At 47.5% G+C, this 19,432-nt stretch carries 15 protein-coding genes; 7 read left to right on the top strand and 8 right to left on the bottom strand.

Going from position 1 to position 19,432, the window contains the following annotated elements:
- Positions 1 to 412: 412 nt before the first annotated feature.
- Positions 413 to 1,678 carry a chloride channel protein gene (locus DXC51_RS08635; RefSeq protein WP_181970067.1) on the top strand — a complete coding sequence of 422 codons (1,266 nt, stop codon included), beginning with the start codon at positions 413 to 415 and terminating at the stop codon, positions 1,676 to 1,678.
- A 160-nt stretch (positions 1,679 to 1,838) separates the two neighbouring features.
- Here the strand turns inward: DXC51_RS08635 and DXC51_RS29485 are convergent, their stop codons facing one another.
- Entirely contained in the window at positions 1,839 to 1,979 is a 141-nt protein-coding gene (locus tag DXC51_RS29485) for a hypothetical protein (RefSeq protein WP_181970068.1), read from the bottom strand.
- Between the two features lie 152 nt (positions 1,980 to 2,131).
- On the opposite strand from DXC51_RS29485, the gene DXC51_RS08640 reads away from it, so the two are divergent.
- Together DXC51_RS08640 and DXC51_RS08645 are read left to right on the top strand one after the other, a co-directional pair.
- Entirely contained in the window at positions 2,132 to 3,589 is a 1,458-nt protein-coding gene (locus tag DXC51_RS08640) for a nicotinate phosphoribosyltransferase (RefSeq protein WP_021639505.1), read from the top strand.
- Positions 3,590 to 3,616: 27 nt separating this feature from the next.
- A complete protein-coding gene (locus DXC51_RS08645; protein ID WP_021639506.1) occupies positions 3,617 to 4,498 on the top strand; it encodes a DegV family protein in 882 nt (293 codons plus the stop codon).
- Positions 4,499 to 4,633: 135 nt separating this feature from the next.
- Here the strand turns inward: DXC51_RS08645 and DXC51_RS08650 are convergent, their stop codons facing one another.
- The 6 genes from DXC51_RS08650 to bglB all read right to left on the bottom strand — a co-directional run bounded on the left by DXC51_RS08650 (position 4,634) and on the right by bglB (position 11,887).
- Entirely contained in the window at positions 4,634 to 5,266 is a 633-nt protein-coding gene (locus DXC51_RS08650; protein WP_117531865.1) for a YczE/YyaS/YitT family protein, read from the bottom strand.
- Between the two features lie 30 nt (positions 5,267 to 5,296).
- Positions 5,297 to 6,967, bottom strand: a complete 1,671-nt coding sequence (locus DXC51_RS08655) for a hypothetical protein (RefSeq protein ID WP_117531867.1) — start codon at positions 6,965 to 6,967, stop codon at positions 5,297 to 5,299.
- Between the two features lie 200 nt (positions 6,968 to 7,167).
- Complete coding sequence (locus tag DXC51_RS08660) at positions 7,168 to 8,802, bottom strand: extracellular solute-binding protein (RefSeq protein ID WP_180998400.1); 1,635 nt, start codon at positions 8,800 to 8,802, stop codon at positions 7,168 to 7,170.
- Positions 8,803 to 8,934: 132 nt separating this feature from the next.
- A complete protein-coding gene (locus tag DXC51_RS08665; RefSeq protein ID WP_021639510.1) occupies positions 8,935 to 9,804 on the bottom strand; it encodes a carbohydrate ABC transporter permease in 870 nt (289 codons plus the stop codon).
- A complete protein-coding gene (locus DXC51_RS08670; protein WP_025487621.1) occupies positions 9,804 to 10,745 on the bottom strand; it encodes an ABC transporter permease in 942 nt (313 codons plus the stop codon). The genes DXC51_RS08665 and DXC51_RS08670 overlap by 1 nt, the downstream gene beginning before the upstream one ends.
- Before the next feature lie 32 nt (positions 10,746 to 10,777).
- Positions 10,778 to 11,887, bottom strand: coding sequence for a beta-galactosidase BglB (gene bglB, locus DXC51_RS08675; protein WP_025487622.1), 1,110 nt, complete (start codon positions 11,885 to 11,887; stop codon positions 10,778 to 10,780).
- A 280-nt stretch (positions 11,888 to 12,167) separates the two neighbouring features.
- On the opposite strand from bglB, the gene DXC51_RS08680 reads away from it, so the two are divergent.
- Positions 12,168 to 13,100, top strand: a complete 933-nt coding sequence (locus DXC51_RS08680; RefSeq protein ID WP_117531881.1) for a helix-turn-helix transcriptional regulator — start codon at positions 12,168 to 12,170, stop codon at positions 13,098 to 13,100.
- A 275-nt stretch (positions 13,101 to 13,375) separates the two neighbouring features.
- Here the strand turns inward: DXC51_RS08680 and DXC51_RS08685 are convergent, their stop codons facing one another.
- The gene (locus tag DXC51_RS08685) at positions 13,376 to 14,038 is read right to left on the bottom strand and encodes a lysoplasmalogenase (RefSeq protein WP_102290176.1); all 663 of its coding nucleotides are present in this window, start codon (positions 14,036 to 14,038) and stop codon (positions 13,376 to 13,378) included.
- A 485-nt stretch (positions 14,039 to 14,523) separates the two neighbouring features.
- Here DXC51_RS08685 and DXC51_RS08695 point away from each other — a divergent pair, with 485 nt between their 5' ends.
- The 3 genes from DXC51_RS08695 (at position 14,524) to DXC51_RS08705 (ending at position 19,365) form a co-directional block, all read left to right on the top strand.
- The gene (locus tag DXC51_RS08695) at positions 14,524 to 15,159 is read left to right on the top strand and encodes a cysteine peptidase family C39 domain-containing protein (protein ID WP_117531873.1); all 636 of its coding nucleotides are present in this window, start codon (positions 14,524 to 14,526) and stop codon (positions 15,157 to 15,159) included.
- Positions 15,160 to 15,410: 251 nt separating this feature from the next.
- Complete coding sequence (locus DXC51_RS08700; protein WP_181970069.1) at positions 15,411 to 16,979, top strand: sulfatase family protein; 1,569 nt, start codon at positions 15,411 to 15,413, stop codon at positions 16,977 to 16,979.
- Between the two features lie 100 nt (positions 16,980 to 17,079).
- Positions 17,080 to 19,365 carry a helix-turn-helix domain-containing protein gene (locus DXC51_RS08705; protein ID WP_117531877.1) on the top strand — a complete coding sequence of 762 codons (2,286 nt, stop codon included), beginning with the start codon at positions 17,080 to 17,082 and terminating at the stop codon, positions 19,363 to 19,365.
- Positions 19,366 to 19,432: the final 67 nt, after the last annotated feature.

Raw genomic sequence — 19,432 nt, forward strand, 5'->3', positions numbered from 1 at the left:
AACCGGCACCTGCAAAACACCCACCCGCCCCGCCGCCTCCCGGAGAACACAGCGGACCCCGAACACCAGCCGGAAGCACCTGGAGCTACGTAGTGGTAGTCGTTCAGGTAAAAAGGACGATTAAATAGAGGGATAATTTGTAAGCGCTAATTGGGGAGGGTGAAATTTGTATTCCGGGTAGGGGGAGGGTTGGGGATTGTATGGGGATAAATTTGACGGATGGGGGTTTTGTGCTGTATTCTGTTTGAATGGTTTGTTGTTATGCGCGGGAGGTTGTATAATTGTAGTTGGTATGGAGGACAGGGGGTGGCGGGCGGGGATAGGAGGAGTAAATGCGGGATTTTGGTTAAATGTGGTATGTATGGTTTGTTTTGGGCAGCGTGATATGGATAGGGAGAATGAGGAGGACATTATGAACTGGCTTAGGGCTTATGCGGAAAAGATATACAGGAATCTGGGGCAGTATTTTCGGTGGCTTTTGTTTGGGGTTGTTACGGGGGTGGCCGTGGGGTTGTTTGCTTCGCTTTTTTCCTGGTGCCTGATACAGGTTACGTCTTTCAGGATGGGGCATCGTTATATGTTTCTGACGCTGCCGCTGGGCGGGCTGCTTATTGTTTTTACGTATAAGGCGTTTCATTTTGAAAATAACGGCGGGACGGATTCGGTGATTGAGAGCATTCACAGTGAGATCACGATTCCGTTCCGGATGGCGCTGCTGATTTTCAGTTCCACCATTATTACGATCCTGTGCGGCGGCTCCGTGGGGCGCGAAGGGGCGGCGCTGCAGATTGGGGGAAGCATCGGCAAAAAGCTGGGGGATATCTTCCATTTTAATGTAAAGGATAAAAAAATCATTTTGATGAGCGGCATGGCGGCGGCTTTTGCGGCGCTTTTCGGGACGCCGATGGCAGCGGCTTTTTTTGCCATGGAGGTTTCCAGTGTGGGGATTATGTATTATGCGGCGCTGGTGCCCTGTATCTGTGCGGCGCTCATTGCCCATAAAATTGCATTTTCCCTGGGCGTACAGACCGAAAATTTCCATGTGATGAATGATTTGGAACTGTCCCTGATCCCCGGGCTGAAGGTGGTGCTGCTGGCCATATGCTGTGCGATTCTCAGCATCCTTTTCTGCATGATGCTGCAGATGGGGGAGGCCCTGTTTAAAAAATATTTTTCCAACCTTTATATCCGAATCGCTGCCGGCGGCCTGCTCCTGATACTCCTCACCCTCATCTGCGGCAGCCAGGACTACCTTGGCACAGGCATGCCCGTCATCGAGCACGCCCTCTCCGGGACAGCGATCCCCTGGGCCTTTTTCTTTAAAATGCTCTTTACGGTCATCACCATATCCGCCGGCTACAAAGGCGGGGAAATCGTGCCCTCCCTCTTCATTGGCGCCACCTTCGGCTGCACCCTGGGCGCCCTCCTTGGGCTTCCCGCCTCCCTCGGCGCCGCCGTTGGCATGATAGCTGTTTTCTGCGGCGTAACCAACTGCCCCGTAACCTCCATCCTCATAGCCTTCGAACTCTTCGGCTTCGACGACGCCTACTACTTCCTCATAGCCGTAGCCACCAGCTACATGCTCTCCGGCTACTACAGCCTCTACCACAGCCAGACCATCGTCTACTCCAAGTTCGAAAACAAATACGTCAACCAACCCACCAGCCACCGCTTTTAAGTCCTTTTTCTTTTCCTCCTGAATTCTTCCATCACCTGCCTGCTCACCAGCCGCCCGTGGAGGAAACCGGTGTGCCGGCGTGGGCTATGTTCTCCAGGGGAGCGGCGGTGCAGGTGTGTTTTTTGCGGGTGCCTTTTATGCCATGGAGATGAGCCCAGGACTAAAACCGGCAGACGCCCCTGCCGGTTTTAGTCCTGGGCTCATCGGAATGCCCGGCATAACCGGCACCCGCAAAAAATACACCCGCACCGCCGCTCCCCTGGAGAACATAGCCCGCCGCCGGCACACCGGTTTCCTCCACGGGCGGCCCCCCCCCTCGCGAAAAAATCTTGCTTTCTTGGGTAATTACGCGTATGATATGTGTAATTTAATACATTCCTATACAGGCAGGGGACAGCCCTTCATCCGCCGTCCCGTGTCTGAACCCATAATGCTGAAAGCGGAGGAGAAACCATGAAAACGCGGAATCTTACCCTCATGACCGATCTTTACGAACTGACGATGATGCAGGGCTACTTTAAGAACATGGACCGTAATGAAACGGTAATTTTTGACGCCTTTTACCGGAATAACCCGATGGAATCCGGCTACGCCATCTGCGCAGGGCTTGCGCAGGTTATCGAATATGTGGAAAACCTGCATTTCGATAATGATGAAATTACCTATCTGAAAGGTCTGGGAATTTTTGAGGACGACTTCCTTGAATATCTGCAAAATTTCAAATTTTCCGGAAGCATCTATGCAATTCCGGAAGGAAGCATCATGTTCCCCAGGGAACCAATGATTAAAGTCATCGCTCCTATTATGGAAGCGCAGCTGATTGAAACCGCTATTCTGAATATTATCAACCACCAGAGCCTCATCGCCACCAAGACGTCCAGGGTATGCTATGCGGCCCGCGGCGACGGAATCATGGAATTCGGCCTCCGCCGCGCGCAGGGGCCTGACGCCGGCATTTACGGCGCAAGGGCCGCTATGATCGGCGGCTGCATCGGCACCAGTAACGTGCTTGCCGGACAGATGTTTGATGTACCCGTGAAGGGCACGCATGCCCACAGCTGGATCATGAGCTTCCCGGATGAATACACCGCCTTCAAGGTATATGCGGACATGTATCCCGGCGCCTGCATCCTGCTGGTAGATACCTATGATACCCTGAAATCCGGCGTTCCCAATGCCATCCGCGTATTTACGGAAATGCGTGAGGCGGGCATTCCGCTGACCTTCTACGGAATCCGCCTGGACAGCGGCGACCTGGCGTATCTTTCCAAGAAAGCAAGGAAGATGCTGGATGAGGCAGGCTTCCCGGATGCCGTTATCTCCGCCTCCAACGATCTGGATGAATACCTGATCGACAGCCTGAAGGCACAGGGCTGCAAGGTTACCTCCTGGGGCGTGGGCACCCATATGATCACCTCCAAGAACTGGCCTTCCTTCGGCGGCGTGTACAAGCTTGCCGCCATTATGGACGAGAACGGGAACTTCATCCCCAAAATAAAGCTTTCTGAAAATTCAGAAAAAATCACCAATCCGGGCAATAAAGTAATTCACCGCATCTATGAAAAGGAATCAGGAAAAATCAAGGCGGATCTCATCGCCTTGGAGGATGAGGTTTTTGACGAGAATGAGCCTCTTCTCCTCTTCGATCCCCTGGAGCCGTGGAAAAAGACGCTGCTGGAGCCCGGTACCTATACCATGCGTGAACTGATGGTTCCCGTTTTCCTGGATGGGAAATGTGTCTACACCTCTCCCAGTGTTATGGAAATCAGGGAATACTGTCAGAAGGAGCTGGACACGCTCTGGGATGAAACGAGACGTCTTGTCAACCCTCACCAGGTATATGTGGATCTTTCCTCCAAGCTGTATCATATCAAAATCCAGCTGCTGGATCAGATGGGACAGGTTCACTGACCAATATAAAAACAACAAGGAGACTTTATGCTTAAAATAATCACGGACTCCGCCTCTGACCTGACGGAGGAAGTCATCCGCCGCTATCAGCTTCATGTCATACCCACTCCGGTGGTCATTGATGAAGTGGATTATCTTGACGGCCAGACCATCCATTCCAGGGAATTTTACAATATACTGGACGATACCAGCCGCGATGTGAAAACCTACCACATCAACCCGGCCATGTTTGAGGAAGCCTTTACCCCCTATGCCAAAAACGGGGACAGTGTGATATATCTCTGCTTTTCCACCGGAATCGCGGGCACCTTTAATGCCGCCAATCTGGCAAAGGCCAATGTACTGGAGGAATACCCCGATTTTGATCTGACCATTATCGATTCCCTCTGCGCCTCCGCAGGCTTCGGCCTTCTGGTGGTCAAGCTGCTGACCATGCTTGAGAACGGCGCCTCCAAGGAGACGCTGCTGGAAGCCGCCGAATTCTACCGCAGGCACATCCGGCATGTGTTTACGGTAAATACGCTTGCCTATCTGATTAAAGGCGGCAGGCTTTCCAAATGGAAGGGTAATCTGGCGGAAGCGCTGGATATGAAGCCGGTGCTGATTGTGGACGAAGCAGGGAGCCTGCAGGTCCTGAAAACGGTGCGCGGGCACAAGAAATCCCTGAAAAGCCTGGTGGAATATGCCCAGGAAAACGGCGTTGAAATCGAAAAACAGCTGTTTTCCGTCTGCCACGGCGAGGATGAGGAGGCCATGGATTTCGTCCTGGACCTGCTCCGGGAAAAACTGCATCCCGCAGATATTATGGTATCGGTTGTAGGCTGTGCCATCGGCGCCCATACGGGACGCGGACTCGTGGGTGTCTGTTTCCTGGATGCTTCAGAGGAGCCGTACCGGAAGTATCTGTAACCGTTTAATCCTCTGAACGCTGCAATCTCCACAGAAGAAATCATATCAGTATAAAAAACGCCTGTCATCCGGAAGAATCAGCTCCCGGATGACAGGCATTTTTTTGTATATTGCAATTGTTCTTTTTTCTCGCAGCTACTGTTTATTTTCCTTTCCATACAAAAACGGCCGCGCGACGTGAATATTAAAAAAGTCTATCAGCGGTCCCATAAAGAACGCCGTCACTACCGTTCCCACCCCCACTACCGCTCCCAGGGCAAATCCCACAATGACGCAGATTACATCCGTGGTAATCCGCAGATACCGGAATTTTCCCAGCTTCCGTTCCGTCAGGATCAGGGACACGGCATCATAGGTGGATACTCCCAGATCCGCCGTAAAGTACATGGCCGATGCAAAGCAGAGGATTACCAGTCCTGCTGCCAGCAGCGCAATCCGCACCGGCATGGACGGGCTGTCCCCCACCAGGCCTGCCACCACGTCGTCCGAAAACTGTACCACGTATCCCAGCAGGAAAATGTTCACAAAAGTGGATATCCCGATATGATGTTTATTCAGGAGAAAAATAAGCAGCAGCATCAACAGGTTTATCAGCATATACAGCGTCCCGAAGTCTATAAATGTAACCTTGTTGCTGATTCCATTCACAAACACCTGAAATGGATCCGTCCCAAACCGGGCGTTCCGGAATAATCCCACCGCCAGTCCGCTGACGATGACGCCGATAAAGGCCATCAATATTCTTTTTTTTATTTTTTTATCATTCATAATATTCTCTTTCCATTTTCCTGGCCGCCCTTACCGCCTCGCCAGCAGTTTTTCCTCCAGATCCCTGCGGTTACGGATGCGGATCGTATGGTCGAAGGCAGTATAATCAGTGAAATATACCGTAACAGCTCCCGGGGTCTTGGTTTCACTGTCCTCCTTCCCCTCTGTAAAACGATGCTCTCCAAATCCCGGCCCGATTAACAGGCTGTCCTTTTCATTGTAGGCCTCCAGCTCCGGATCCTTGATTACCAACACCTCACTGCCGTTCACCGGAAGCATCACATGCTCGCTTGCCATATAATCAATGCCGGAAAAGGCCAGCTCCACTCTCCAGGGCGCTCCCTGCACTCCCTCTGTTACCACACGCACGTCTATGCCGCCCTCCGCAGGCTCCACATACACATCAATCTCCATATCCGGTCCCAGCTTCTTCTTCCTCTTGCTCTGATCCATCTTCCACCAGTCGCTGGTTTCCGGCTTTTCTTCAAAAGGCAGGTAGTACCAGCCCCTCATGGTCTGATGGAGATGGGCCGTGCCGCCAGGCAGGATTTCCATCGTTTCCGCCTTAAACGCCCTGTGCTCGCAGAAGCTTCCCGCCACCTTCATCTCCAGCTTGCTGGTTCCGTTATGGAAATAGAGGAAATTGGACTTCTCCCGCATCACCGTGTAGCTGTAGTGCCCCTTCCTGGCCCGCAGTATTCCGGAATCCTCATAAAACCGGACGAAATCCGGCTGTTCATAGCGTCCCGCATACTCAAAGCTTCGGTATTCGGGGTGCAGCATCAGATAAATCAGGCATTCCGGCGAGGAAATCTTTTTTTCCTCAATGATGTCAAAAATAGTATTGCACATCCCGAGGAATTCCGGAATGTCATATTTCATGCCCATGGCCAGATACTCTATGTAATAGCTCAATGGATATACCAGCCTGTCTTTGTCGAAACGGGTGGAATTGGCAGTGAAAATACTTCCGTCCGGCTCCCAGTAGGTAAGCATCATATGAAGGTTGCGGATGGTATGCTGCTCGTATTGGGCGTCTCCAGTAGCGTCGGAAAGCATCAGCATGGCATCGTTATTAACGCTGTTATAATTACCGGCGGATTTCTCTGCGAACTCACCGTCGGCATTGCAGTCAATCCCCTCTATCAGGTAAATACCTGCGCTTTCCGACAGCTTTTTATCATTGAAAAGAACCCCGCATTTCGCCAGTGAAGAAGCAATTGCCCAACGGTGGTTGGGCGTATGGAAGCCGCCCTCCAGCAGGCCGTATGCGCCGTCATGTACAATTTCCCCCACCTTCTGTAGAAAAATCTCTTCCTGTTCGGTGCGATTCCCAAGCTTTTGCAGATACTCATACACCGGGATAAAGAAACCAATGCAGAAAGCCGTATCCGGCGCTGAGAAGAAGTTACAGGTAACATAGTCAAAAAGTCCGTTTTCGTGCTGCACGCTGCGGATATAGGAAAGCCCCAGTTCTGCCCGCTGCGCCAGCAGGGAATTGCGGTAATAACGGCTGTCCGGATTACAATACAGCGTGATCATGGGCTCCACGCAGATAATCGTATATTTGGCCTGGACCATCCGATCCCTGTCATAAAAGCCTCCGTAACAGGGGCTTTTTTCATCCAGCTCCTGCGACCGCAGACGGCTGAATACCCGTTCCTCGGTATCCCTTAAAATTATTTCATAATGTTTTTCCATTCTCGTTCATTCCTTTCCCTTTGCTCAGGTACAAAGAAGTGTGGCTTAAGCATATTATTTTATCCCCGGAGCCGCTCATGGCACAGGAAATCAATTGATTACCTGAGAAAAAGCCTGCTACCGGAGTAACAGGCTTATTCTGCTTATCAATAACTATAAATTTCGGTGCATCCAGCCTTCGCCTTCCATATTAACGCACTCTAGTTCTGGCTGTCAAAGTATTCTGCTCTTCCGTCCAGGATTTTCTGCAATCCTGCATTTACCAGCTCGTTACGGCCTGACTCATAGGTAGCCTCAAACTGATCTGCGGGCGCTACGATACAGCGATATACAAACTCAATCATACGGGTCTTAACATCCGTGCCGTAGGTCTGCTCATCCTCTGCTATGTAGGAGAATACAGGGAAACGGAACTTTCCTACTTCCTTCACTGTCTGGATACTCTGATACCATTCAAGGCTTGCCCACTGGGTGGCCTGGTTGTTGAAGGAAGTCTGCGCCAGCACCTCGGGATCATTGGCCCACTCAAAGTTCAGGTTCATGATGCACCAGTCATCACAGGTGCCAGGATAACCTTTCTCGTTCTTTTCAGCCTCGGCAGGCTCTACTGCCACGCCAAGATCATCTGTCTTGTAATCCGGTGTATAACGTATTTTGACAGCCACTTCAGGGTCAGCCATCCAGTTCAGATACTTCATGCAGGCTTCCACCTTCTCATCACTTGTGGTGGTGGGAATCATTACAAACATGGCATAACGGTACTCAAAAGGATTTCTGTAGCTTCCATCCGGCAGATCAAAGCACTGAATGGGTACGAAGGTCTCATGACCCAATGCATTGTTCAGAATTTCAAAGCTTGCATGAGGATGATAAGGGTCGTCCAGGACGAAGCCCACGCTGCCGTTGGAAATTGCCGCCATATATACATCTTCAGCCGTATCGGTAGGGAAATCTTTGGTGATCAGGCCGTCATTGTACCATTGGTTCAGCTGCTTCAGGCCTTCCTCCGCACCGGGAGCCACCGACATATACCATTCATTATAGATATAGGCTGTACGGTCATCCGGCAGATCCACATAGGAACCAAGGAAATTCAGGTACATCTTCTCGGTATCATTCCGGCCGCTCATAGCCCAGGGGATAGTGGTGTCGCCTCCCAGATTTTTTTCTTTTACAGCATAGAGATATTTGCCAAGTTCCTCTTTCGTAGTGGGCATTTCCATGCCAAGCTCGTCCAGCCAGTCTTTTCTGATGTATGCCATGTGGCGGGGTTCCTCAGTACCTCTCTGCTTCATCACGGCATATTTCTTATTCTCCATTACACTGATATCCTGGGCTTCAGCGCAGAACTTCTGGATATTGGATCCATACTGATTATAAACGTCAGTCAGTTCATGAAGCGCGCCGCTGTTGGCATAGCTGTAGAACAGGGTCTGATCATAGGTAAATACAATATCCGGGGCAGTTCCGCCGGACATCATGATATTCAGCTTGTCATCGGATTCCGAACGGGGAACGGAAACATATTCCACATTAATATTATACAGTTCCTTTACCTGCTCCTGGATCCACTGAGTCAGAGCGTTATTCTCTGTGGTTGTTCCGGGCGCCGCATTTCCTCTGTCCCAAGCCATCACGCGGATGGTAACCTCTTTCCCTTTTTCCGCAGTATCTGTTCCGGCTGCCGCCTCTGTGCCGGAAGCGGCTGTCTGGGCGCTGCCTCCGTCCGCCGTGCCGGCTCCTGTCTCTTTTCCGCCGCAGCCTGCCATTGCCAAAGTCATTGCAGCGGCAAGGGCAACTGCCAGTGTCTTCTTAAAAATACCTTTTCTCTTCATAGCTGTTCCTCCATTTAAAATTTTTCGTGCTTCTATATTTCTTAAAAATATCCGGATTTTCCGCCGGATATAGTTTAACAAAACCATATCACCTCTCCGGAGCTGTACATCGGTTTTTCCGAACCTTACCGGTTACCCCTTTACAGCCCCGATCATGATGCCTTTAGTGAAGAATTTCTGTACAAACGGATATACCACCAACATGGGAAGCATGGAAATCACAATACTTGCCGCCTTGATATTTTCCGCTATCAGGTTTGTAGTCATACCTTCCTCTACGGATACGTTCACCGCTTCCACAAACTGCTTCAATACCATCTGAACGGTATAAAGCGAAGAAGAGTTTATGTAGTACAATACATCACTGATCCCGTTCCACCGGCCCACCGCATAGAACAGGCCCAGGGTCGCCATTGTGGGGTATACCAGCGGAAGCGCCACTTTTGTCAGCGTGGTAAGCTGGCTGCAGCCGTCTATCTTTGCCGCGTCATAGATGGCGGAATCAATCCCGCGGAAGGAATTGCACATGATAATCATGTTGTAGGCACTCAGCGCTCCCGGAATTATCAAAGCCCATACCGTATCGATCATGCCAAAGCTTCTTACATTCAAATATTCAGGGATGATGCCCGGATTCAGATACATGGTCAGTACAAACAGGGTCATGATGAGGCCGCCGCCCTTTAAGCCTTTCTTGGAGAGCGGATATGCCGCCAGCACGGTCATCAGAAGGTTCACTGCCGTAGAACCCAGCATCAGTACGATGGAATAGCCAAATGCACGTACGAAGCTTCCGCTCTGCAGCGCCTTGGTATAGGCTTCCGTATTAAAGCCTACCGGGAATACAAAAACCCTGCCTGCCGTAATCGCATCCTTGGAGCTGAAGGATACAGAGATAACCCGCAGAATTGGAATCATTGCGATTACCGTTATCAGGATAAAAAATGCCGTCCAGAAGAACTGGAATAATTTTTCTGTTCTGCTGTTAATTCCGCTGTTCATTACACAATCCCCTCCTGTCCCATCTTCTTAATCACCCAGTTGGCCGACAGTACCAGCACGACTCCTACCACCGTCTGGAAAAGTCCCACCGCCGTAGCAAAGTCAAACCGCCCTGACGCCAGACCAATGGAATATACATAAGTGCTGATTACACTGGATGCATCACGCACCATGGTATTTCCCATCAGATAAGGCCTGTCAAAGCTGATGGACACCAGCTTGCCAATCTGCATAATCAGCAGGACGGTTATCGTGGAAGAAATCTGCGGCAGCGTCACATACCAGATACGCTGCAGGCGTGTAGCGCCGTCTATGTAAGCAGCCTCTCCCAGGGAAGCATCCGTAGCCATCAAGGCCGCCAGGTAAACGATAAGAGAATAGCCTGCGCCCTGCCATACGCCGGAAAACCAGTACACAAACCGCCATATTCCGCTGTTGCTCAAAAACGGGATACTTTCAGCGCCCAGGGCGTTTGCGATGTTGTTCACCATACCGGTATTGGCAAACAGCTGGGTAACAATACCTGAAATAATAACCCAGGACAGGAAATTTGGCAGATACAGCAATGTCTGCGTCACCTTACGCACCCTGCCGCTGCGCAGCTCATTCAGGAAAACTGCCAGAAATATAGGGATGGGAAAGCCGATAATCAAATCTCCCATATTCAGTATCAGGGTGTTTTTCAAGGCATCCCAGAAATCACGGGAAGTAAAGGCTTCCTTAAAATGTGCCAGTCCAATCCACGGACTGTTCCAGATACCCTGGAAAATATTGAACTTTTTAAACGCTACGACCACGCCCAACATGGGTTTGTACTTAAACAAAATCATGTAGATGACGGGAATCAGCAGCATGGCATACAGCTGCCAGTTATTTCTCAGGTAGAGTTTTGCATTTGTTTTTTTCCTGTCCGCCCGGGACGGTGTGTTCTTCCCTTTCATATGTCCTCCTGTTGTTTTGATAAATCCGGTAACTATTCAGTCACTTCGTCATCTGCTCTTAATTTTTTCCATTCCACCAGGAATAAAATAGCCAGCGCCTGTCCGTAAGGCATGGGCTTCAACGGAATTTCCTTGTAGAAATCCCTGTTTTCCCTTCCCATAGGTGTTCCATAGGATACCTGTCCCAGAACTCCCTCCTCCGATATCAGGGACAAAACAGGCTTCAGCGCCCGTTCCGCCGTTCCCAGCCACTTTTCCTCCAGAAGCCCGCAGTGCACTCCCCGCAGGATTCCATAGGCAAAGCCACAGGTTGCGCTGGCCTCCTCGTAGGATTCCGGATCATCCAGCAGCGTGTGCCACATACCGCTGTCCGACTGATACCCCGCCAGAGCTTCCACCTGATTTCTGAGGGTCTCCTGTAAAATACGCGCCACAGGCTCGGAACAGGCTATGCTGTCAAGCAGCTCCGGAATTGCAATTGTAATCCAGCAGTTCCCCCGCCCCCAGAAAGCCCCTGCAAAATGGTTTCTTTCCAGAAAGGTCCAGCCATGGTACCAGAAGCCGCTGACCGGATCCTGCAGGTATTTCATATGCAGCAGAAACTGATATTGAGCCTCGTTCCTGTAGTCCTCCCGATCCAGGATCCTTCCCATATTGGCCAGGAAAAGTACGGTCATCACCAGGGTATCGTCCCAAAGCTCCTGCTCATTGACATCATCGGAGGTCATATGCTGTATCCCGCCTTCCGAGGTTCTGGGCATTTCGTACATAATCCATTCCGCGGCTTCCCGGCAGGGCTGCAGGTAAGTCTCACTCTGCAGGTATTCCGCCAGATAGGAGAGGGTCAGATAAGGAGCGGCCGTATTCACATTGCACTGCGGAAAGCCTACCTGCAGCTGTCTGTCATAATACCGGGTCAGCATTTCCAGATATTTTTTCTCGCCGGAAGCGGCAAACAATTTCCAGATGCCGTAAAGTCCTACTCCCTGTGTCCATTCCCAGTGCGCGTATTTTTGCAGTTCTTCCTCAGGAAGGTTCTTTTTCCGGCGCATATTCTCCATGAATATTTCATCATCCTCATATAAGATCTCCGAAAAGGCTCCTATCAGCTGCTGAAGCTTTCTGTCAACTTCCTGTAACATTCCTTTATCCTCCTGCCTTTATCTGTTACTGTTCACTCCGTGACCAGTAACTGCATAAATCCATTAAAAATCGCCTGCGGCGATGGGATTTATGCACTCTTGAATCACTTTCTTACGTACTGTGCAGTAAATGCACAGTACTGAGTGAACAGTAACCTTTGTCTGAACAATAACCTGCTGTATTTTTCATATTACTTGCCATTTGGCATTTGCCCTGCTATAATATAATTGTGAAAGAATTGGCTAAATGCCGGCACGGCAGAAAGAAGGTACGTTATCCATGCCTCAGGCAATTGAATATGAAGAAAAACATTTTATCATTGTCAACGATATTGAAAATTCTCTATTTTATTTTTTTGATTTTGACGTCCGTTCTACGGAAAAGAACATGGAATTTGAGCATCTTCATTCCTATTACGAAATCCATATACTGTTAAGCCCAATGGCCACACATTTCATCGAGGGTATCCCCTACAGAATCCGAACCAATGATTTCGTTCTGCTGGAGCCTTCCCGCCTGCATAAATCCTTTTATCCCAGTGAAACGCCCTCCAAGAGACTGGTCATCACCTTTATGTACCGCGACGATGGCTATGGTTTCAAAGACACCTATGAAAATCTTTTAACGCCTTTTCATGAGCCCGTACCTATCTTCCGTTTTCCGGATGCCCAACAGGAGGTTCTGGTTCGGATTCTGAATGAAATCGTAGCGTTGTCCCACCAGGCCGGCTCCCAGGAAATGACCGGCGCCTATGAGCTCATGGTACACAGCCTTTTTACCCAGTTTCTGTATTACCTGAAGGACTTCCAGGACTGCAATATCTACAAGACAGAGAACCCGGAGGATCGTCTGTCCGAACGAATATATACCGTAGCCAATTATATCCATACCCATTACATGGACAACCTCACCCTGGAGGAACTTGCCAAAAGCATCTACATGGATCCCTTTTATCTGTCCCATCAATTTAAGGAAGTCACCGGCTATACCATTACCCAATACATCCACCTGGTACGCATCCGCAACTGTCAGTTCCTGCTGCTCAATACGGAAGACAAGATTACAGATATTTCTTCCGCCTGCGGCTTCACCAGCTTTTCACAGTTCAACCGGGTCTTCCATAAGTTCTGCAACGAGTCTCCTTCGGAATACCGTAAAAGCCAGTCAACCGGCCGGCTTCTTAGAGAACGGCCTAAGATTTTACATAACTGATCGTTTCTTTACTTTTCTGAGTATAACGTAATTAAATCGCATAGTCTATGTATTAATTGTGTTTTAGGAAGTAAAAACATTGCATATTTTGCGTTCAGTTGATGGCCGCCAGACCGATTGGTTCATAGACAGCTGTAAAAAACGCCGCCTGGTATTCCTCTTTAACTCCATGGCGGCGTTCTCTTTTGCTAGTGGCTTTCTCTTTTGCCGGTGACGTTCTCTTTTGCCGGCGGCTTTCTCTTTTGCCGTAAGCACCTCTCTTTTCCTCCCGCTGCTCACAGAAAATACATTGCGGCTGCAATCAGATATACCGCCGAATAATACAGCGTCAGAAGCACCCCGCTCAAAACACGGGATTTCGTTTCGTGCAGCAGGCGGAAGCCCAGAATATTATCGGATATATAAAAACAGATTCCTCCTGCCGCCGTCAGATACCCGGCCGGGCTGCCCAGCTGAACCGCCGCCGTCACAGCCATCGCCGACATGGCGGAAAGAAGCGCCGCATAACCTATCATAAGTATCATCTGCCAGCCGGGCTGCGGCAGAAATTTCCCATGAAGCAAAAGCATGAGCAAAAAGAACAGCAGAAATACCAGCACCGTGTATCCGCGAAACTGTGTCAGATGCATATAAGCCGCGATAAAACAGACATGCCCCAGCCCAAAGGAGACAACTCCCGAAAGGAAATAAAGCTCCAACAGCACATCCGCCGTCATGCACAGGAAAGCCCCTGCCAAAATCATCAGGGAAAGCGTCCTGTGCACCTCCTGCGCTGTCAGGGCATACAAAAATGCCAGCATAACCGGCATGGCCGTAGCCAGCGCCTTGAATACCAGCACCTGTTTTTCTTTTTTTGTATTATTCCGAAAATAATGCTGACCGAAAGCAGCCGTCAGCACCGCCGCTGCTGCAAGCAACAAGAACTTCTGTAAATTCATAGGCAGCCACCATCTATTCCGGAGCACCGGCCGCGGTCCGTCCCTCCTCCGCAGCTTAAGCTCCTCTTTTTATCATCATACCTCATATGAATGTATATTTCTATCCCGGGAACAAATTCTGATAAATTTAATAGGGTGTGGCCTAAAAGCCGCTATTCATTCCATGCGCAGTAACAACGGTGGAGCTGCCGCTGAATTATCGCAATACTGGAGATTTAGGAATACGCAATATAGTGGCTTCTGCAATATGGCAATACAGCAGCTTACATAATACGGCAGATGTCAATAATACGGCAGATTGACAGCAGGAAAAAAGTACGCGTATACTGAATATACTTTATTCAAAAAGAATAAGCCGTTCCTGCCCTGTGCGGAACGAAAAATCAAACGGAAAGCAATAGCAAACAGCAATTTAACGGGCCGAAAGGGAAATGCCTTGATCCACCCGCTTTATAAGCCCGCCGGATCAGGCAGATGGGAGTAAAATGAAGAAAAAACACTTATATGCCCTGACCGTACTATTGATAATCCTGGCCGCCGGAGCCCTGTTCTTTGGCATGTCCCGCCAGCGTGGCAGCGTCCTGGTCCGCGCATCCCATGCCGCAGGTTCTTCCGATATCATCTGTTATCTGCAAAGCGATCCTGCCTGGGCGGAGGATTTTCTCGGCTCATCCTCCTATACCATGAAGTCCTCCGGCTGCCTCACCACCTGCCTTGCAGCAGCGCTGCAGTATGAGGGAATCACGCCTGAAACAATAACAGGCGCCGCGGACAGTATCGATCCGGGCGCCTTAAATATGTTCTTATCCAAAGAGCATGTGTATGATAATGAAGGCAATATCCAATGGAAGCCGCTGGAAAACGCCCTGAACGTCACAGCCGTAAGGCAGGGCGCAGACGGCATCACCGGAAAAACGCTGGAAAAGCTTCTGGCAAAACGCATATTCCCCATCGTACGGGTCCGCGTAAACGGTTCCGGCAGCTTTCATTATGTACTTATCGTAAACAGTGACGGAAAAGAATTCCGGTGCATGGATCCCATGAACCCTTCGGACTCGCTTGTACCGTTATCTGACTTTGGCAACCGCATCTATGCGGTCAGATATGTTTACCTGGAATGATGTGAAGCTTTGTGGATTATTATCAGGATTACATTCATCCAAATATTTTTTACCTAACGGGCTGTTGCAAACTAAATTGCAGCAGCTTTTTTATAGGAAAATGAGCCTAAATCTAAATAAAGCGGTCTGTTGAAATGTCCTTCTAATTCATAAAAGAACAAAATTACCTATGTTCCAAAAAGTACATATTGTGTAGTAAAAAATACATGTCGTATAATTAACTTATGCAAAAAAGGAAGGGAGAAACCGCATTGAAACCAAATTTTTTAATATTTGTTACTGACCAGCATCGTGCAGACTGGTTATCCTGTATGGGGAACGACATCCTGCAAACACCCCATATTGATAAAATCGCACATAGAGGCGTTTTATTTGAAAATACATATTGTAATACGCCTCTATGTATGCCTTCCAGAGCAACCATGTGGACAGGTCTGCCCTCCAGTGTCCACAGTGCACGAACCAATGGTGTTGACTTGGATAATAAATATCCGGTGCTTCCACAGATTCTTCAGGATAATGGATACAAAACAATATCCGTAGGAAAGATACATCTAAAAGCCTGGCATATGTCAAAGGAAAGGGGAAACAAAAATATCACTGAATATGACCCTGCTCTGCTTCCGGAATGTGAAACAGTATGGAATGAAAACAAGTGTAACAAGCTTCCTGATAATTATTTCGGATTGGAAGTGACACATTTTCTTGGAGGCCACGGCAGCTATTGCTTCGGCGAATATGTTCAATGGCTGCAAAGCGTACGTCCGGATATTTATGAAGCCTTAAAAAACCAGAATTCCGCAAAAGAAACTACCGGCAAAAAAGATAATTATTATTCGGAAGTCCCTAAGGAATATCATTACAATGAATGGATTAAAAGACATACCATGGAAGAACTGGATAAATGTGAGTCGGATAAGCCTTTCTTCCTGTGGTGCTCCTTCCCGGATCCTCATTTTCCATTCGGTCCTCCGGCTCCTTACTACGACGCTTATAAGAAAGAACAGATGCCGGATCCAATTGCCTGGGATGACAGCAGAGATAATATGAATGAATGGTATCATGCTTCCTGTTATAAGGCACGCGGCGAAGAGTCTATTGACGGTGGTCCAAGCCCCTATACTTTGGAACAGATAAAGGAGACAAAAGCTCTTGCATGGGGAATGGTGAAGCATATAGATGACTGCATCGGCGAAATTATGAAGCACCTGGAGGAGACAGGGAAAAAAGAAAATACAGTAGTTATATTTCTTGCGGATCACGGAGAATTAATGGGCGATCATGGAATGTATTGCAAGGGACCATTCCATTATGAAGGTTTATTACGGGTTCCCTTCCTGATTTCCTGGCCGGGACACCTTCCTGAAAATACAAGAGAAAGTTCTCTGGTATCCTTGTTGGATTTCATGCCTACAATTTTGGATCTGGCCCATATTGATTATCCTGAGGGACCGATAAAGGCCTGGGAAGGTCCTTTTGAAGGGAAGCCGCTTTATACTTCCGATCCACTGCCAGGCCATTCTCTTGTTCCCCTGATGGAGAAGAAGGCAGAAAAGGTGCAGGAGGATATTCTGGTTGAAGATGATGATGATATCAGGCATGTCAATCTGCGAACACTGATAACAGAACGTTATAAAATTACAGTATATTCACATCAGTCATATGGGGAACTGTTCGACCTGCAAAAAGATCCTCAGGAAAGAGAGAACCTGTGGGAATGTTACGAATATAAAGAAATAAAGTACCATATGCTCGAAAGGCTGATGCAGAAAATGTTAGAGCAGCAGGATAGAACAACAAGAAGAATCGGAATCGCTTAATCTAATAACACCTTCCTGTCATGGAAATGCTTTCGTGGCAGGAAGGTGTTTTACAGTAGACAAAAAAAGGAACTGCAGAGCCACATTATGAGGAAATAATATGAAAAAAGGAAAATGGTGGAGAAAATTTTTCTTATCCTATGTTTTTGTTGCATTGATACCGGTCATTGTTATGGCCTGTTTTTTCTATTATGGAAACAGACTTTCATGGTATGAAGAAATTGAAAATAAAAATTATACAGCAATGGGGCAGGTAATCAATAAGCTGGACTATATTAAAGAAAAAATGGATGGCATGGCATATCATATATCCGGCTATGATTTCGGGGAGAGCTTTGAAACAAATGACAGAATACTCAAGGAAGAGTTGGAGGTAAAGCTGACTCAACAGTTAAAAACCTATACGGAAAATATAGAAGGCATAAAAGCGTATACCGTTTTTTATGTCAGAGGAGATAAATACATATATACAGAAGCAGGGAAATTATCATATTTAGAATTTGAAAAAACCATTGATGAATATGGGATTCTGGACAGGAGCTCCTTTTTTTCAAATATCAACGCACTGCGTTATAATACCTCTGTAAAAATACACCAAAATGCTGAAAATCAGACAAAAAACAGTATGACCTTTTATCTGTACCCGGTTCCCTATATGAGCAGCTTGCCAATGGCTACCTTAGGAATTGGTTTCGGTAATGAAGATATCTTCGAATTGGTAAAAAATTACGTCGGGAGCATGAAAGCCAATATTTATATTACTAATGAACATTTTCAGAATATCTTTTCCTCCGAAAAAGGGGATTTCAGTGAAAATGAAAATCAAAGGTTAGAGAGTCTAAGCAAAACCCTAAAGGGAACAGGCGTATTTAAAGAGACAATTGACGGACAAGACTATGTTGTAATGAGAGCAGTTTCCCCCAATTCCGGTTTTACCATAATCATGGTCAGCTCAGAAAAAAATTTCTATAACAGAGATGACAAATTTGAAAAGGTTTTTATACTTCTTAGTTTTCTAATGCTTCTGACCGGGCTGGGGCTTGCTTTCTATTTATCAAGAATTAATTATGTTCCCATTCAGAATTTACTCAGAAAAATTCAGATAAATAATGAGGAAACACCACCAATTTCCCATATGAATGAATTTGAACTCATACAGGGATATTGGGAAGACATACAGAACCGCAGCCAGGAATTATACAGCCTGCTCTGCCGACAGCGCCCTCTGGTCGTGGCTTCCTGCCTGAAAAGCCTGCTGAAAGGCCGTACCAATGGGAAGAAGGAACTTATTACCATGCTGCAGTCGGCCAACATCAATTTCGTTTTTCCTTATTTCTTTGCCATCCTGATCCCCTTACCATCCAGCCTGAATAAAGAGGAGGATCATTCCCAGGAGATATTATTTCATGTACACAACGCTGCAAACGCGTATGGACATTTATACGGTGTGGATTTACTGCGTGATAACGGGATTGCGGTGATTGTAAACTGCAGGGAAAAAGAAGAAAACGGCGTGGATATCAGGCTGATTATCGGCAGGCACATCATTAATGAAATCAACCAATGTGATAATATACATATTCAGCTTTATGCCGGAAGGATTTATGAAACTATAGAAGAAATCTCCACATCTTTTATGGAAGCTTCCGCAGCTGCTTCGGAATATAGCTTCGGAAAAGAAAACACTATTATTTTATTTGAACAAATAGCGGAAAAAGAGGAAAATACGGAATTTCCCATTTTAGAACAAGCGCTGTATATTCAGTGTATTAAGCAAGCGAATACGGGAGAAGCGCTCAAGGCATTGGAAAAAATGGTGGACGACATAAGAGCGCTTAATTCTTTTTTGATTTCACAATGTCTCTGCTACGATATTATCAATCTTCTGATAAAAACAGTAAATCAGATTAACGGCCTGGAAAGCCAATCTCTGGATTTGAAAGAACTCTGCACATTTCATGATGTTGAAGAATTTTATGAAAAAAGCAAAAAGGCTACCATCTCAATCTGTGAACAGTACGGAAGCTACAGGACATTGAAAAACAAAGAGCAAAAATCGGAAATGCTACGTTATGTAAATGACCATTATTCGCAGCAAACTATATCACTGGATGTTTTGGCCGGACAATTCAATCTCTCTGCGAATTATGTAAGCCGCTTTTTCAAGCAGGAAACCGGATGCTCATTCATCCAGTATATTACCATGCTGCGTATGGATAAAGCCAGGGAGCTGCTGCTCAATACAGACCTGCCCATAAAGGACATCGTAGTACAGATTGGATATATCGATGTTGCCAACTTTGTACGTAAATTTAAGGCATATGAAGGTGTCACCCCAGGTCAATACAGGGAAAAAATGAGAAAAGAAACCAATACAGCATATTAATATTTTTTTACATATCAGAAAAGTATATTTTCACATATCCATAAGAGAACCACAGATTGTCCCCTCA

This window comes from Eisenbergiella massiliensis (genome assembly GCF_003435485.1).

Coding starts and splice junctions, on each gene's coding strand:
- DXC51_RS08635 (WP_181970067.1), top strand. CDS start 413: ATGAACTGGCTTAGGGCTTATGCGGAAAAGATATACAGGAATCTGGGG.
- DXC51_RS08640 (WP_021639505.1), top strand. CDS start 2,132: ATGAAAACGCGGAATCTTACCCTCATGACCGATCTTTACGAACTGACG.
- DXC51_RS08645 (WP_021639506.1), top strand. CDS start 3,617: ATGCTTAAAATAATCACGGACTCCGCCTCTGACCTGACGGAGGAAGTC.
- DXC51_RS08650 (WP_117531865.1), bottom strand. CDS start 5,266: ATGAATGATAAAAAAATAAAAAAAAGAATATTGATGGCCTTTATCGGC.
- DXC51_RS08655 (WP_117531867.1), bottom strand. CDS start 6,967: ATGGAAAAACATTATGAAATAATTTTAAGGGATACCGAGGAACGGGTA.
- DXC51_RS08660 (WP_180998400.1), bottom strand. CDS start 8,802: ATGAAGAGAAAAGGTATTTTTAAGAAGACACTGGCAGTTGCCCTTGCC.
- DXC51_RS08665 (WP_021639510.1), bottom strand. CDS start 9,804: ATGAACAGCGGAATTAACAGCAGAACAGAAAAATTATTCCAGTTCTTC.
- DXC51_RS08670 (WP_025487621.1), bottom strand. CDS start 10,745: ATGAAAGGGAAGAACACACCGTCCCGGGCGGACAGGAAAAAAACAAAT.
- bglB (WP_025487622.1), bottom strand. CDS start 11,887: ATGTTACAGGAAGTTGACAGAAAGCTTCAGCAGCTGATAGGAGCCTTT.
- DXC51_RS08680 (WP_117531881.1), top strand. CDS start 12,168: ATGCCTCAGGCAATTGAATATGAAGAAAAACATTTTATCATTGTCAAC.
- DXC51_RS08685 (WP_102290176.1), bottom strand. CDS start 14,038: ATGAATTTACAGAAGTTCTTGTTGCTTGCAGCAGCGGCGGTGCTGACG.
- DXC51_RS08695 (WP_117531873.1), top strand. CDS start 14,524: ATGAAGAAAAAACACTTATATGCCCTGACCGTACTATTGATAATCCTG.
- DXC51_RS08705 (WP_117531877.1), top strand. CDS start 17,080: ATGAAAAAAGGAAAATGGTGGAGAAAATTTTTCTTATCCTATGTTTTT.